Annotated in this window: 12 protein-coding genes; 5 read left to right on the top strand and 7 right to left on the bottom strand. The window is 54.1% G+C overall.

Features of this window, described 5'->3' with window-relative positions; all coding sequences use genetic code 11:
* Positions 1-32: 32 nt before the first annotated feature.
* From AC2FIO_RS17385 to AC2FIO_RS17400, 4 genes are all read right to left on the bottom strand, one after another.
* Positions 33-2,168 (bottom strand): GumC family protein, encoded by a 2,136-nt coding sequence (locus AC2FIO_RS17385; RefSeq protein ID WP_496699205.1) that lies wholly within the window; start codon positions 2,166-2,168, stop codon positions 33-35.
* Positions 2,169-2,532: 364 nt separating this feature from the next.
* The gene (locus AC2FIO_RS17390; RefSeq protein WP_496699207.1) at positions 2,533-3,612 is read right to left on the bottom strand and encodes a helix-turn-helix domain-containing protein; all 1,080 of its coding nucleotides are present in this window, start codon (positions 3,610-3,612) and stop codon (positions 2,533-2,535) included.
* Between the two features lie 60 nt (positions 3,613-3,672).
* On the bottom strand, positions 3,673-4,419 hold the full coding sequence (locus AC2FIO_RS17395; RefSeq protein ID WP_496699209.1) for an anti-sigma factor: 747 nt from the start codon (positions 4,417-4,419) through the stop codon (positions 3,673-3,675).
* The gene (locus AC2FIO_RS17400) at positions 4,416-5,018 is read right to left on the bottom strand and encodes an RNA polymerase sigma factor (protein WP_496699211.1); all 603 of its coding nucleotides are present in this window, start codon (positions 5,016-5,018) and stop codon (positions 4,416-4,418) included. Before AC2FIO_RS17400 ends, AC2FIO_RS17395 begins: the two co-directional genes overlap by 4 nt.
* Before the next feature lie 18 nt (positions 5,019-5,036).
* On the opposite strand from AC2FIO_RS17400, the gene AC2FIO_RS17405 reads away from it, so the two are divergent.
* The 3 genes from AC2FIO_RS17405 to AC2FIO_RS17415 all read left to right on the top strand — a co-directional run bounded on the left by AC2FIO_RS17405 (position 5,037) and on the right by AC2FIO_RS17415 (position 9,473).
* On the top strand, positions 5,037-5,981 hold the full coding sequence (locus AC2FIO_RS17405; protein WP_496699213.1) for a c-type cytochrome: 945 nt from the start codon (positions 5,037-5,039) through the stop codon (positions 5,979-5,981).
* A gap of 87 nt (positions 5,982-6,068) precedes the next feature.
* Entirely contained in the window at positions 6,069-7,085 is a 1,017-nt protein-coding gene (locus AC2FIO_RS17410; RefSeq protein WP_496699215.1) for an Ldh family oxidoreductase, read from the top strand.
* A gap of 81 nt (positions 7,086-7,166) precedes the next feature.
* Positions 7,167-9,473 (top strand): Tex family protein, encoded by a 2,307-nt coding sequence (locus AC2FIO_RS17415; protein ID WP_496699217.1) that lies wholly within the window; start codon positions 7,167-7,169, stop codon positions 9,471-9,473.
* A 27-nt stretch (positions 9,474-9,500) separates the two neighbouring features.
* On the opposite strand, the gene AC2FIO_RS17420 is transcribed toward AC2FIO_RS17415, so the two are convergent.
* Positions 9,501-10,760 (bottom strand): replication initiation protein, encoded by a 1,260-nt coding sequence (locus AC2FIO_RS17420; RefSeq protein ID WP_282121591.1) that lies wholly within the window; start codon positions 10,758-10,760, stop codon positions 9,501-9,503.
* 578 nt (positions 10,761-11,338) lie between these two features.
* On the opposite strand from AC2FIO_RS17420, the gene AC2FIO_RS17425 reads away from it, so the two are divergent.
* Together AC2FIO_RS17425 and AC2FIO_RS17430 are read left to right on the top strand one after the other, a co-directional pair.
* The gene (locus AC2FIO_RS17425; RefSeq protein WP_496699219.1) at positions 11,339-12,724 is read left to right on the top strand and encodes an AAA family ATPase; all 1,386 of its coding nucleotides are present in this window, start codon (positions 11,339-11,341) and stop codon (positions 12,722-12,724) included.
* Positions 12,717-13,784, top strand: a complete 1,068-nt coding sequence (locus AC2FIO_RS17430; protein WP_496699221.1) for a ParB/RepB/Spo0J family partition protein — start codon at positions 12,717-12,719, stop codon at positions 13,782-13,784. The genes AC2FIO_RS17425 and AC2FIO_RS17430 overlap by 8 nt, the downstream gene beginning before the upstream one ends.
* A gap of 646 nt (positions 13,785-14,430) precedes the next feature.
* Here AC2FIO_RS17430 and AC2FIO_RS17435 read toward each other — a convergent pair.
* Positions 14,431-15,978, bottom strand: a complete 1,548-nt coding sequence (locus AC2FIO_RS17435; protein ID WP_496699222.1) for an adenylate/guanylate cyclase domain-containing protein — start codon at positions 15,976-15,978, stop codon at positions 14,431-14,433.
* A 6-nt stretch (positions 15,979-15,984) separates the two neighbouring features.
* Positions 15,985-16,350: a response regulator gene (locus AC2FIO_RS17440; RefSeq protein WP_058273434.1), complete on the bottom strand. Its 366-nt coding sequence runs from the start codon at positions 16,348-16,350 to the stop codon at positions 15,985-15,987.
* Positions 16,351-16,362 lie beyond the last annotated feature (12 nt).

Raw genomic sequence — 16,362 nt, forward strand, 5'->3', positions numbered from 1 at the left:
TCCATGTTGTGTTTCTTCTTAGGTATCGGCCGTTAGTTGCTGTAATATTTGTTGGCATACCCGCCGTATGAATAGCCGTAGTGCTTGGCGCTGCGAGCGTTGATCTGGCCCAAAACAAGACCGGTCAAGCGCTGGTTGTCAGTGTGGAAAAGTCGCATAGCTTCGGTGACATCCTGCTCGGAGGTGGCGTTCCATTTGACCGTCAACAACACTGCATCCGCATTGCGCGCAATCAGCCGAGCGTCAGATACCAACAGCGTCGGCGGCGTGTCGATCAAAATTATATCGTATATCTCACGCATCTCTTCCAAAAAGAGCCGGAATCGATCCGAAGCAATTAGATCCGCCGCATTCGCCGCAGTCTTCTCGCCAGCCAAAACATCGCAACCCAATAGCGAGTCATTAAAGATCGCCTCTTGCGCCTTTACATCCCCAGCCAGAACCGAAACGATCCCCTTCTTCGGCGCTTCCTGCAACTGTGCCGTCATCGTCAGGCGGCGGATGTCACCTTCAACCAGCAACACCTTCTTGCCGATTCCGACAAAGTTTTGCGCCAATGCCATAGAATTTGTCGTCTTGCCTTCTTCCGGCAACGAAGATGTCATCACGACAATCTGCGGTGGGCGGTCCACATTGGACAACATCAGCGAAGTGCGCAAGTTACGCACTGCCTCGGCTGCAGCGGAAGAGGGTTTGTTGACAAGATATTCCAGAACCTTGCGGCGCCCGCGAACGGGAAAAACCGGGATTTGGCCCAAAACACTGTACCCGGTTTTGCGCTCCATCTCGTGCGCCGTGCGATAACCTTTGCGCCTTGTTTCGTTCAGCACAACAATAGCAGCACCCAACAAAACGCCCATAATGGCTGAGAAAGCAAGGATCACCGGTTTTCGCGGTTCCGATGGATCGCTGGGGACTACGGCGCGTGACAATTGCCTGCTATCCGCTTTCTGAATTCCTTCCTGCGCGGCTGTCTCTTTCAGGCGTGCCAGGAAATATTCGTACAACAACCGGACCGCTTCTGCCTCGCGCCCCAGTTGTTGCAGCATGATCAAGTCTGCATTCTGCAGCGCGATACGCTCGCCCAACTCCTGAGATGATTGCGTCAAAGCCTGAACTTGTTGGGTCGCGCGCCCCGCCTCAAGCTCAGAGCGCGCAAGCAGGCGCTCAAAGGCGGTGTCAAACGCGACCTCACCCGTGTCGGATGCGTTGATCTGCGAGAATATGCGTTGTAACTGCGGGTCCTGGCTGGCTTCGACCTGGGCCGCGCGGCTATCAGCAGCTTCAAGTGCTTCATATCGCGCCTGGGCCGAGGCGCGAGTTGCTTCAGCCGAAATGCTACGTTCGCGCAAATCCTTAAGCTGAACTTCCTGTAACTGAAGCGCTTCAGGTGAGATCAACGCTGTTGTTGCATTGAAATCATTGAACTGCGCTTCGGCAGTTTCTAACTCAACTTGCAACTCGGCCACGCGCACGGTCAGCCATGCAGTAGCATGTTCCGTGGCTTCAAACTTCACTTCGATCTGGTTCAGGATGTAAAGCTCGACAATAGTGTCGGCAATCAACGCAGATTTGCGCGCCTCTTCGGTCTCGACCGTGACCGTAAAGACCAAGCTTTGCCGCACGTTTTTCACCGAAACCTTTTGCAGAATGGCCGAAACCACACCGTCCCGAATTTGCTGCTCGGCTATATCCTCGGGCACCTGTTCGCGGTCGCTCCCAACTCCAAGCAAGGATTTGATAAACTGCTTGACCCCGTCTAGCGCGGATACAGGTTGAAGCGCGGCGTTGAACTCGGGGTCCGATACCAAGTCCAGCTTGTCTACAACCTTGGCCATCAGGCCGCGCGACTGAAGAACTTGGAGCTCTGAATTGACCTCAACCGTATCTCCGGCAAGACCGCCCACCACGCTTTGAAGATCAACGACGCTGGCCTGTTCGGTTTCCAATATGACGACGGCTGTGGACCGGTATAGCGGAACAGAGGCCACAAACGCGTAATACGCGCCAAACAAAATTGCAGCTGTGGTGCACAGGGCAATAATCCACTTATCGCGCCACAAAATGCCGGCTAAAACTCCAAGGTCGATCGTGTCTTCTTCCGACGTGTCGTTTATCGGGGTACGCCCGGATTTAGTCGCTGCGTCGTGTATCGGAGTTTGCTTCATATCAAGCTTAATGTCCCTGATGCCAAATATACGCAAAGCGCCTGCGCTTGCGCTCTCTACATGGCTGCGAAGCATAAATAAAGATCTCTACATGCTTTGGTCTAGACACTCAGAAACACGGCAGAAATTACCGTTTAAGTGATGCTATATCTCTAAGAAATCCACGCCGAATTAGACATGCAGCATCCATCGACACCATCTTGAGGTAGATGCTGCCATTGTACCCAAAGAACCATCGGCGCAACCTGTTTCCCAGCGGAATTGCGACGGTTCTCTCGGTCTTCGTCTGAGTAACTGAAGCACATGAAAAGACCGAAGACCAAGCCGCGCTTACTGCCCGGACATATCGCGGGCTGTTCAAAGATTACAGCGCCGCGGTCCAGACCCGGTAACGCCCCTGCCCCGTTACCTCTCGGATCAAGCCGCGCCCCATAAAACGGTCGATATTGCGTTGCACCGCAGCGCGCGAAGCCTGCGTCAGGTCCTCGGCAAGCGGCGCCGACACCATGGGCCATGCGGTCAGCGCGTCGATCAGGCGCGGTGGCGTGCGACCGCTCAGGTCACTTGTCGCCTCGCGGGCACGCTGATCCCAGGCGCTGACCCGATCCAGGTGCAACAAGGCCGCCAAAATCGACTGCCCTGCCCCTCTGATCCAGGCTGAGAGTTTCTCCTGCGGCTCACCAACCCCGCGCAACGCCCCCGGACCCGACAGCGCCAACGGCATGAAGATCGCCCCACCCCGCCCCATCGACGCAGCATGTCGGGCTGCAATGATCGCTGCCTCAGTGTCCTGACCAACGCCTTCTGACAGGGCGCGCCAGGCATGAAACCCGATTGCGGCCTGCGTGACGGGATGCAAGCCTTCTGCGTTCTGCATAATCTCAGCCAAATCGGCGATCGCCTCTGGCATGTCTTCGATGCCCTGTGACATGCGATCAAGAAATGCGGTCAGGCCAGTGGCCCAGCCGTCTTCTGCCGGGCCAGCCCCCGCTGTCAGACGGCGCACGGCCCAGCCTGCCCGGAACATCGCCTGGACATCATCGCCGGTTGCGCCAATCCGTAATCCGACCCACAATGCAAGCCGGTCGACACCGATCCTATCCCCTGTCCACCAGCCCAGATCAGACACATCCATCAGCGCCAACCGGTGTCCCCACCCTGTCGGCCCTGCGCGCAAACGTTCGTCCAACGCCCCAAACGTGGCCGCCAGTTCCGCCAGTTCATAAGACAGCTCGGCCTGCGCCGCGCGCCAATCCCTTGGGTCAAACAGAAGACGGCGATCGACTGCCGGACCGGGGGGCAGAAATACGCCCTGTGCCATACCTTCATCGGGAGGGAGGAACCAAAGATCATCTTCCTCAGCCGGGTCGATGTCATAGATGCTGGGAGGACCGATCGCGTCGTCGTCCTCATCCGGGTCCGGCATCACAGGTTTCATCGTCATGCCCGCTATATTTCGGACATTTCGTGCGGTTCACAAGACGTATTCCGCCCTGCCCCCCGGTCAACCTGCGAATGTTGTGGTCAGAATGTTCAGTTGCTGGTCAAGATCGGTCTGCTTGCTGCTGCCGATTAGCATATAGCCATATCCATCCTGCGCCCATGTCGCAGTGGCAACACCACTTATCGCCGCAAGTTTGACATCCTTTGCCGGCGCACCTTCCCCCTGGCGGATCACACAGAAGGCCAGCGGCTGGCCCTGATCATCCGCAAAAACTACCTGGATCAGAGGTTTTCCCTTAAAGGACAGTACCTGAGCGCGCTTCAATTCCAGCCCGGGCAGCGTCTCAAGTGTGTCCCGGTTAAGCGATCGGCCCAACTGTGCCTCAGCCCGCGCAAATTGCGCATCCAGCGCAACCGGAGAACTGTCCAACGATTCAATCGTGTCCGGCGAATAAAGCGACTGATAGATTGCTGCCTGTTCGGCCCAACCCATTGGCTCTGGCCGTGTCGCCCAGAAAGTTGCGGACACGGCCACGACGGCAACCGACGCGGCAACTGCCATCAAGCGCCAGAGACCGCCTGAGGTGTCGGCCGTACCGACCGGCATTGGCTGCGGCAATTCAATCTTCGGCTCATCCGCAGGGATGTTGTCAAACACTGATTGCACCACAGATGCCAGCGGGTCCAGTGTCATCAGGCGTTGTTCCAGTGCAAGATCGGTTTCGATCGCCGCTTCGATTGCGGCGGCCTCGGCCGCATCCGCATTGCCTTCCAGATACGCCCTCAGCGTCTCGTCGGAAAACTTCATTTGCCACTCCGTCGAACGGTGTCTGCCGCATCATGCTGCATCACGTTTTTCAGTTTTTGCCGGGCGTTGGACAACCGGCTCATGATAGTGCCTATTGGCACCTCCAGCAACGCGGCGGCTTCGCGGTAGCTGTATCCTTCAACAAACACAAGCATGACTGTCTCCCGCTGCGCTTCTGGCAACTCCATTACTTGTGTAAACACCTCAGCGGCGAAAATATTCGTTTCTGAATCCGGTCCGGTCGCAACCAATTCGGCCTCGGGCGTTACGGACAGCGCCTGGGCCTTACGCACCGAGCGTGCGCGCACCTCATTCAGCCAGATCGAGCGGCAGATCGTCATCAGCCAACTGTCCAGCCGATCATACGACGTAACCTGATGATGACGCTCCAACGCACGCAGACACGTCGATTGCAATAAATCATCGGCAACATCCGACGCCCCCGAAAGTGCAAGACCAAACCGCCAGACCCGTTTGGAATGCGTCTGGATTGCGCCGCGCACGGCCTGTTCGGAGGAAATATCGGGACTCATCGAATAAATCGCGACCTGTGTGTGTTTGCTTTTCACGGACCGGGCCCGCGGGGTCAGGACTGACATAACCCGAGGAGGAAAGAAATGAAACTTCTGTTGAAGGCAGTCACGATTGCGTCGGCAATTGTTGCAACCCCGGTTCTTGCGCAAACTTGGACGCTGGACCCTGAAGGCTCGCATCTGGCCTATGGTTCGATCAAAAAAGACACCGTGGGCGAGGTAAACTCTTTCACAGGCCTCTCCGGTCAGGTTGGACCCGACGGGAAAGCCGATATTGAAATTGACCTTTTGTCGGTGGAAACCAATATCGACATTCGCAATGAACGTATGGTCGAATACGTGTTCCAAAAAGCGGGTACAGCTTCACTGACGGCGCAGTTCGACATGGCAGATGTAACGGCCCTGAGCGTTGGCCAAACCACGATTGTCGATGTCGATGCGATGCTTTCGTTGGCAGGCACAGAAGTAGCGTTTGATGCCGAGATGTTTGTGGCGCGCCTGTCTGAAACATCCGTCTTGGTTTCAACAAATGACATGGTGTTCATCAGTACAGAAGATGCAGGCGTCGATGCTGGTGTGGAAAAGTTGATGGAATTGGCCGACCTGCCCGGCATCACCCGGACCGTACCCATCACAGCGCGTCTGATATTCAACCTGGACGAAAAGACAGCCCAAGCCGAACCTGCCGCCACCGCCGTAACTGCTGCGGTTGCTATCGAAGGTGACGTCAAAGCAGGTAAGAAGGTGTTCCGTAAATGCAGCGCTTGCCACAAGTTGGACGAAAACCGCCATACGGTGGGCCCATCGCTTCACCGCATTATCGGCGCTACGGTGGGTCAAGCTGACGGATTTAAGTTCTCGGAACCTCTAAAGGGGTCGGGTATCGTCTGGACAACCGACACCCTGACCGCCTTTCTGGCGGATCCCAAAGGCACAGTTCCCGGCAACAAGATGCAGTTTCGCGGCCTGAAAAAGGAATCCGATATCGTGAATGTGATCGCCTATTTGCAAGCCGAAGCACAGGGTTAAACCTGAACCAATCCAATAAAGCGGGTTCCCTTTACACGTACCGCCACGCTATCCCTTGTCTGACCTCAGACAAGGGAGACGCGCGGCATGAGCGACACGGTCAAACTGACACTGGACGAGATCCGAAACCTCAGCCTGTCCATCCTGACCAAGTCGGGGTTTGGCCCGGAACACGCGGCCGCCATTGCCGATGTATTGACGACCTGCCAGGTCGACGATTGCCAATCTCATGGGTTGTTCCGCCTGTTCATGTGTAATGACACCATGAAGACCGGCAAGATTGACGGGCATGTGGCCCCGGCTCTTGCGCCTTCGGATAATGCCATTGTTCGTGTCGATGCGCGCGGAGGCATGTCTTTGCTGGCTTTTCGCGAAGCATTGCCTGTGCTGATCGAAAAGACCCGCACCCACGGCATCGCTGCAATGGCAATCAACCGCTGTTTTCACTTCTCGGCCCTTTGGCCCGAAGTGGAAAGTCTGTCTTCAGAAGGTCTGGCCGCGATGGCGATGGTGCCCAGCCACAGCTGGGTCGCACCGGCTGGGGGCACTCGGGGTAGTTTGGGTACGAACCCGCTGGCTTTCAGCTGGCCGCGTCAGGGCAAAGACCCATTCACGTTTGATTTTGCCACCAGCGCCTTTGCCCGTGGTGAGATTGAGCTTTATCACAGGGCGGGTAAGCCCCTGCCCGAAGGCGTCGCCATAGACAAATATGGAAATCCGACCACTGATCCGCAGACCGCGATGGAGGGGGCGATGCTCACCTTCGGCAGTTACAAAGGCTCGGCCTTGTCGATCATGATCGAGCTGTTGGCCGGTCCGTTGATCGACGACCTGACCAGCCTGGAAAGCATGGAGTTTGCCGAGGGCCAAGGCGGCGCGCCCTATCACGGCGAGATCATTCTGGCTTTTGACCCCGCCCAGTTCAGCGGTGGTCGTGCCGCAGCAAATGATGAGCGCGCCGAACGCTTGTTTGCCGACATCGTCGATCAGGGTGCGCGCCTGCCGTCGCAAAGACGTTTTGCTGCTCGCGCACGCAACACCGCCCGTGGACACGTTGAGATCGCGAAAACCCTGTACGAAGATTTGCTGGTTTTGGCCGAATAGGTGTAAGGCCCGCGATCTTCTCTTTCCCTTAGCGGTGCGGCTGGCTAAGAAGTTCCTCCCAATTGAATTCAGGAGGCCCCCTTGGACCGCATCGCCCGCACCATCGCCACCGAAATCAACGCCCGCGCCGAACAGGTCGGTGCAGCGGTAAAATTGCTGGACGAAGGGGCCACGGTTCCATTCGTGGCGCGTTACCGCAAAGAGGTGACTGGCGGGTTGGATGACACGCAACTTCGAACTTTGTCGGACCGTTTGACCTATCTGCGCGAACTAGAGGCGCGGCGCGCAACCATCCTGAGTTCAATCAAGGATCAGGACAAGTTGACCGACGAGTTGGCGAAATCCATCGCGCAGGCAGACACCAAAGCCCAACTGGAAGACATCTACCTGCCCTACAAGCCCAAGCGCCGCACCAAGGCGATGATTGCGCGCGAAAACGGGCTGGAACCGCTTGCCGATGCAATCCTATCGAACCGTTCCACCGATCCCGAAAGGCTGGCACAGGGTTACATTAGTGATGCGGTTCCCACAACAAAGGACGCATTGAATGGCGCGCGGGACATAATCACTGAACGGTTGACTGAAAACGCCGCCCTTCTGGGTGAATTACGGAATTTCATGCAACGCGAGGCCTTGCTGACCTCGAAAGTGATCGAGGGTAAACAGCAAGAAGGCGCCAAATTCAGCGACTACTTCGATCATTCGGAGCTTTGGGCCAAGACCCCATCGCACCGCGCCCTGGCAATGTTACGGGCTTCGAAAGAGGGGATCGTGACGCTGGACATCGCCCCCGAGCCCGAGGCTGGCGCCGCGCGAGCCGAAGCTATGGTGGCTGCTCATCTGCAGACACGCAGCGATGCACCCGGTGATAAATGGCTGCGGAAAGTTGCCGGCTGGACGTGGCGGGTAAAACTGTCCCTTGCGATGATGGTCGAGCTGATGGCCGATTTACGCAGCCGTGCACAAGACGAAGCAATTCATGTTTTTTCCCGCAATCTCAAAGACTTACTGTTTTCCGCACCTGCCGGCGCGCGGGCTACCTTGGGGTTGGACCCTGGAATCCGAACCGGCGTCAAAGCCGCAGTCGTTGATGCAACAGGCAAGGTGGTTGCGACGGAAACCTTGCACCCATTCCAACCCAAGAATGATTTGCGCGGATCGCGGGCGGCGATCCTGCGCTTGATCTCAACCCATAAGATCGACCTCATCTCTATCGGCAACGGTACAGCGAGCCGCGAGACCGAAAAGATGGTTGCTGACACGTTAAAACTGCTGCCGAAGGGCGTCAAAGCCCCAACCAAGGTTGTCGTTTCAGAAGCCGGAGCTTCGGTCTATTCGGCATCAGAATTGGCCGCGCGTGAATTTCCAGACCTGGATGTATCGCTGCGTGGCGCTGTTTCGATTGCCCGCCGCTTGCAGGATCCGCTGGCGGAACTGGTAAAAATCGAACCAAAATCCATTGGCGTCGGTCAATACCAGCACGACGTTGATCAACATCGCCTGTCACAGTCGCTGGCTTCCGTAATCGAAGACGTTGTGAATGCTGTGGGTGTGGATCTGAATACGGCCTCTGCCCCCCTACTCTCACACGTTTCTGGTCTTGGACCCGGCCTTGCGGAGGCTATTGTTATGCATCGTGATCTCAACGGCGCGTTCCAATCCCGCAAGGAGTTGCTGCGCGTCGCGCGTCTTGGGCCGCGCGCCTATGAGCAGTGCGCAGGTTTTTTGCGGATACGGGATGGCGTGGAACCCTTGGACGCGTCCTCGGTGCATCCAGAAGCGTACAAACTTGCGAAACGGATCGTATCTGCCTGTGGTCGTGATATTCGCCAAATCATGGGTCATGACGGTGCCTTGAAAGGGCTGCGCGTAGAACAGTTCGTGAATGAAGATTTTGGCCTTCCGACTGTGCAAGACATTTTCTCAGAGCTGGAAAAGCCAGGTCGTGATCCCCGCCCTAGTTTCGTGACCGCTTCGTTTACTGATGGGGTCGAAGAGATTACCGATCTGAAACCTGGAATGGTGCTGGAAGGGACAGTCACCAATGTCGCCGCGTTTGGCGCTTTCGTCGACGTGGGCGTGCATCAGGACGGTTTGGTCCATGTCAGTCAGCTTGCGGACAGGTTTGTCAAAGACCCGCATGAAGTTGTGAAAACGGGCCACGTGGTCAAAGTTACGGTGGTCGAGGTTGACGTGCAACGCAAACGTATTGCTCTGACCATGCGAAAGGATGGCGGAGCCTCGGCGCGTCAAGAACAGGACGGCAAGGGTTCAGAAAAACGCCCATACCGCCCAAAAGGGAAACAGGCGCAATACGCAAAATCTAGAGAAAACGCGCACCACAGCGCACTTGGTGACGCCTTAAAGTCTGCGCTCAAAAAGCAATAGCCTGGATGCACGTTACTGAAACAACGCTCAGGTGAAAGCTTCAGGTTCAAGCTCCTCCCAGAATTCAAATATCTTTGTGGCGTTCAACCCTGATCGCCACCCATGAGCTCTGAAATGTTCACGGTCGAGATCATTATCAAGGCCCGATAGAAAGAGCCGCTTGTCGGCATCGCGTTGCGTTGGGTTTCGCCGCGAAACCAGGTCCTCAACAATTGCCAATCGCCGCGCACGTTCGGTCCGCTCTACAGTTCTTGCTTCGTATTCCTTGTCCTGCTGCTCTTGTTCGGCAGTCCTGCGTTTTACAGCTTCACCCACTGATGGGCCTGGCACCGCCGACGTCTTCTTTTCTGGCGCTTGATAGTTGTCCCGCAAGGCAGCGGACAGGAAACCAAGAGTCGATTTAACTCCATCCCTGCCCTTGGCATATTCGAGCTTTTCCCGAACATAGTCTTCGCCATGTTCAGAAATCCATTGTCGCGCCAACCTGTCGGACACACCTTGCTGGCGCAGCGTCTTGTAGATTGTCAGATTGCGAACGCCATCTTCATCATCAATCTCAAACATCGCTTTCTGCGGGTTACCCTTTATCAGGAACCGGATATCTGTAACTGTGCGGCCTTTCTTTTGGAATTCAGGTTCAATGAGAATATCAGAGCTTTTGTTAACTTCGGCGACAGCTGGTTTAATGATCTTGGCATTCAGGTGCTTGAAGCTGCCATAATAGTCGCTTCCGTCGACACCCATGAGCTTTCTGAAGACATCCAGCGCCCACCAACCCGTCGATCCTGTCCGGACAAATCGATAGCAATTTTCATAAAGCGCTAAGCCGTGTCCTGAACTAAAATTTCTCTGAATCTGGACATTTATTAACGCGTAGATCTTCGGATCATAAAGTTTCTGCGCCAATGCTGGTGAATATGCGTATTCACAGATTCCATTCTTCAACTTTGCAAAACTCAACAAAGATGAAACACCCCATTCCTGGCGTCCCTGCTCATCCAACATGTCCCATTCAGCGACCGTTTCAGCCAGAGCGCGCAAGCTTGCTCGCAACGTGTCAAAGTCGTTTGAGTTATATCCAACCATCATCGCCAACGTCCGGGCGTCAATTGTATGGGTCGGGGCGGACGTCAGCGCGTCATATGCATTCAACAACAAAACGTTCGACAACTTGCGTTGCAACAGCGTCAACTTCCCGCTGATGTGAATCGCGGCGACGTTTTTCTTAACTGTCTCCCGACGCAACGCGCCTGAGAGGTTGTCCATGTTTACTTGTGTATCCGGCATGATTCTGCCTGGCTGCTCGTTTGCTCATTATTTGCATGATAGGTACCTGAGTTGCAATCTATTTTAGGTGCCTATATACAGGATGGAGCCAATCCCGTAGATGGGTACCTTTCTAAGTAAGCCCAAAAGTTATCCACAGAAACACATGGTAAAGATTCGCACGAAGCGAAGAACACGCAAACTCTCGTGCCCTGAACCCCAATTTAGAGCCTTTTTTAGGGAAAATACTAGCGCCCTGAGAATCGGGACCCTTCTAACCGTAACTAGGTACCAAACGTCCTGTACTTGGGTACTTATAATACCGTATGCGGGTCCCCTTGACCCTGTAAATGGTTACTCATCAATATGTAATCTCTTGTATTAAGTATGTTTTTCTACCCCAAAGATTCTAAATTATACAAAAAAACTAAACGATTTGTTGCGTTCTGCATTATTCATTTTTCAAGTTTCGCGGCGAAACCTAGTCGCAACTACAACTTCAGTGGAAAAAACGAAGAGGAAGGATAGCCTCTCCTCCAAATGTTCGCTACATTGCGCTATATACGCCGCCAAGGCGAACATTACCTGAGGTACCGACAGTGAATAAGAACAACCAACCTCCCCTGCCCCCTTATCTCAATCTCGAACCGGAAAAAGCAGCGGCAAAGTTGCCTGATCCTATTGGAACTTCACGATTCGCTAAAGCTGCCACTTTCTGTGCAAAAGGACGCGAGGATTTAGCCAGGAGAGGTTACGCACCCGACGGTGAAAAACGGTTACGTCGTTTCTCTATCTGGGAGATCACCAAATACTTAATTCCCGTAGCGCCAGCTCACCTAAGACGCGTCCTCAAAGCAAATATCGAGCTCCCACAAGGCGAGGGGGAAGCAGGTTCAAAGTGGTTTACTCTTGAAGAGGTTCTGACGCTTAGAAAACACTTTGCCGCGGAAGGTGTCAGTACTAAGGAATACTTGCCATATCGTCCGGAAGGCCTGCCTGCCAAAGTCGTATCAGTAGCGAACTTCAAAGGGGGCGTTGGCAAGACATCAACCGCGGCTCACCTTGCTATGTCTGCGGCATTAGATGGCTACAAAGTTCTGGTGATTGATCTAGATAGCCAGGGATCGATGACGTCAATTCTTGGCGGAACAGTTGCGGACGAGTGGCAAACAGTATTTCCGCTGATAGCCAAAGATTACGCGAGGGCTGTTCAAGAAGAGAACCGTGTCCGGCAGGTTGGCGGGCAGGCCGAAATCCCTTTGGATGAAACACTGCAAGAGGCGCTAGCAACAAGTCCAACTGATGTTATTCAGAAAACCCATTGGCCCAATATCGACCTTATAGGGGCCCAACTGAATTTGTATTGGGCAGAGTTCCAGATCCCGGTCTGGCGTATGGGGTTAAAAAGTTGGCCATTGTGGGATGGTCTGACCAACTTTCTTGAGACTGAAGGTGTTCTAAACGATTACGACATCGTATTCATTGATACCCCTCCTGCACTTGGGTACCTAACGATCAACGCATTGGCTGCAGCGGATATCCTTTTGGTCCCGCTTGGAGCGTCATTCCTGGAGTTCGATTCAACCGGCCGCTTCTTTGACATGCTGTATACGACGTTCGCAAGTATCGAAGATGGGGAGAACACCGCCCAGCGAGCAGCCGGATTGCCAGAGTTGAAGTTCGAATGGGATGTCGTTCGGGCAATCATTACCCGATTTGATGCCAGCCAACAGACAGATATGGCGAACGTGATCCAGGCGTATTTTGGTGACTTCATGAACGCTTACCGACAGGACTTCACTGCTTTGGTCGGGCAGGCGGGTGAACAAGTGAACGGTATTTACGAGGCTGACTACCGAGATTTTAACCGCGAAACCTATGTCCGTGGACGTGAAACTTTTGATCGTACCTACGCGGAATTCAAAGAAGTTCTAATAGGTTGTTGGTGGCGGGATGCCCAAATGGGAGGAGAGTCGAATGGCTAAACGTAGAAGACTTGCTGTTCCAAACACAGCGGAATTAGAAGAGTTGGAGGTGGGTTTCGCCGCGAAACCTTCTTTGAACCCGTTTGACGGTACAACGCCTACACCACCGATTGCACAGGTAGCAGCAGAGGCTGCATCCTTAAGCGGAATGGCGACTGTCACGGACCGTGTGGAATTAGCCAAGGATCAAAGCGACGCAGCAAGGTGGCGAGACGCAAAGGATGCGGGTTTGGTGGCTGAAATGCTACCGATTGAGTCGATTGATGCTGAGTATATTCGTCGAGATCGGATGGTCGAAGACGAAGAGGCTATGGCGGAGCTTTTGGAGTCTTTGAGAACAAACGGGTTGCGTACACCTATTGAAGTGACGCGTGAAGGCGAAAGCTATGGTCTTATTTCGGGGTTCAGGCGCTTAAACGCTTTTAGACGTTTGTCTAAAACAGATGATCGGTTTGCAACCATTCCTGCCTTCGTGAGAGGTGCTGGTTCGGGGCAGGGGGCTTACGTATCGATGGTCGAAGAAAATGAGCTACGCTCTAACCTAAGCCCATACGAGCGTGGACGTATCGCAGTTCTGGCAGTAGGGCAGGGGATATTCGAATCTACCGAGGCAGCAGTCGATGTCTTGTTTGCAGCTGCCTCCAAAGCCAAGAGATCAAAAGTTCGCAGTTTTGCTATGGTCCATGAAGCTCTCGGTGACCTGCTGCAACATCCTGTGGCGCTTTCGGAGAAGGCGGGTTTAAAACTCGCATCGGCGCTGAGAGGGGGGGCTCAGAGCAAACTTCGTCGTGCACTGGCAGAGGCAGAGGTTATTGACCCTAAAACTGAATGGGACGCTCTGGAAAATGCAATGAAGTCGTCTCCTCCGCCTGCTGCCGATAAGCCCCGTGGCGGGCGTCCGCAGCTAGTCCAACCGTTGACACCGATCAAGTTGGGTGGAGGGGGGACAGTACAGGCCGAGCTGTCACCAGATGAAGTTCGCATTCGAGTCCGAGTGCGGGGAGTATCGACCGAGGATGCTCAAGAACTGATAGAACAGATCGCGCGCCACCTTGGTTAGTTTAGTGGCGAAATCAGAACAAAGCGGCTGATGTACGTTTCCATTGGCCGCATAACATCTAAAAGCTCGCGCAAATGCGGATCATCAATATAGTGAGCAAAAAGCTGTTTTAATGATCATTATGGAAACTGGCGCTGTGCTATCATAATGCTCCTTGAACTCAAGTTTGCGACAGATCATGGCTGAGCGCGGTTAGAGGGGGGGGCTGTCGCAAACTTTGCCTCTACCTGTCAGGTCGAGTGCGTTCCTGGTCGCGTGCACAAGAACATGACAGGAGCAGGCCGTGACAATCTCGTTGAAGGCGCGCATTTTCCGAATGACGTGATCACACTCGCGGTTATCTTCTACCTGCGGTACGGAGTGTCTTACCGGAATTTGGACGAAATCATGGCCCTTTGCGCAGTAAGGCTATAGCCGCGCCATCTACTCGTCCAACAACCAGAATAGACTACTCAACATGACCCCCACATCTCAGGTGCTTGAACCATGTCGCCGAGATGGGGACAACAAATTTATTGGTCCAGAACCAAGGGTTTGCAAACGCAACGATCCGCTTTTGGAGACACAAATTAGGCCGTTTGGCCAAGTTCCAACTCGAAATTATCAAACGGTCGAACTGATGGGGCTCAGAACCGTGTCACAAGCCTTAAGATACGAAGTAGGATGTTATTTCTCCCACTCCTTTTACAAAATGAGTTTGCGCTTCCGCGTTGGACAAATGGTCACCCAGTGCATCTTTGGTTTCCTCGGAGATGTGGATGTGCCCTGACCTTCCCGTGGCCTCGAGACGGCTGGCAAGGTTCACGGTTTCCCCCCAAACATCATAAATTGAACGTTTTCGCCCAATCAGACCAGCAATGACGGGTCCGGAATGGATACCGATGCGGATTTGCAAACCCGCGCTACTAACTGTGCTGTCGGACATCGTTCTCAGGATGTCACGTGCAAAGCTTATTGCCGCTAGCGCGTGGTCCTCGCGACGCAAAGGAATACCCGATGCCGCCATGTAGGCGTCTCCAATCGTCTTGATCTTTTCGATACCGTGCAGGGTGGCCAGGTCATCAAATGCAGTGAACAAGTTTGACAATTCCAGGATCAGGTCACCGGCGTCCATGCGGGCTACTAGTGGTGTAAATTCCACGATATCCGCGAATATTATGGTGGCGCCGACGAAACGATCAGCGATGTTTGTCTCGCCATCGTTTAGTCGTTTGATAACCGGCGCGGGCAGCATCGAGTGCAGCAATTTGTCTGCCCTGTCACGTTCGTAGGTGATCTCATTTGTGAACGCCAATTCCTTAGCGCGCCAGCGACTGCGTTCCATGCAGGCATCCACGCGCGCGTGCAGTAACACCGGGTCGATAGGTTTTGGCAAATAGTCTTCAGCGCCGACACTGATACATTTGGCGATAGCGTTTGTCTCGTTCAGACCTGAAACCATGACCACGGGTATTTCGCGCCAAGACGGATCTTTTTTCATTCTTTCGAGGACGTCGATGCCATTTACCTCTGGCATTAGGATATCCAACAGAACAAGGTCGAAGCCCTCGCGATCTAGTGCTTCAAAAGTTTCGCTGGCCGAGCCGACCGATCGCACACTGTGTCCTCGGCGCTCTAGCAAACGAGTCAGGATTTCCCGATTAGCCGTCTCGTCATCGATCACCAAGATACGCCCGGTCAGGGCTTCGCGACCGGCATCTGAGCTCGCAAGGCTGCGTTCAAGGCTGGCCGCAATTTCCTGATCCCGGTCACTGTCCTCAGCGCTTTGCGGAATGTCCGCATCACTGATGGTGCTGTCGATCTGTAGCGCCAGCTTACGCGCTTCGCTCAGGATCGCGTTTATGTCGCTGCGAGCGGAAGGCTTCAGATCTGCCTCGAAATCATCCAGAACCATTTCGGAATAACCAATGATCGCATTGATCGGTGAGCGTAAATCATGCCGTAATTTTGCCTGAGCGTCTTTGTCGGCCGAGATTTGGTGCGCACTTTTCCCCAACAATTCGATCATCTGAACAAGGTTGCTGGCGGCGGCGCCAATCTTTTGCAAATCCTTTAACGCGGCTTCTGGCCCAGTTTTGCGCACCTCCTCGATCAGCAGGTTATGAAACCCTACGATCGCTTCTGACGGCCCATTGAGGTTCTGGGAAATGCGGGTGGCTAGTGCCAACTTGTCTTTCCGGGTCTCTGAAACCATGCCGCGCTACCCGTCCAGCAGTTTTTTAATAATCTCCAGCAACCCAGGCAGTTCGATCGGCTTGGTATAGAATTCGTCGCATCCTGCCTCCATGGCTTTGTCGCGATCACTTTGCATCGCATGGGCAGTTAAAGCGACAACTGGGATAGTTTTCGTGTCTGGGTTTGCTTTTATTTGTCTTGTCGCCTCCCAACCGTCGATTACGGGCAGGCTCATGTCCATTAAAATCAGATCTGGTTTATCCGATAGGGCTTGTTCGACGCCAGCCTGACCATCGCGGGCCGATACGGTTTCGTATCCTTTTCTTTGGAGCCGACGCGACAGCATATCGAGGTTCATATCGTTGTCTTCCACAATAAGTATCTTTGCCATCGCCTTAAACTT

Source organism: Ruegeria sp. CDSB086 (assembly GCF_059611065.1).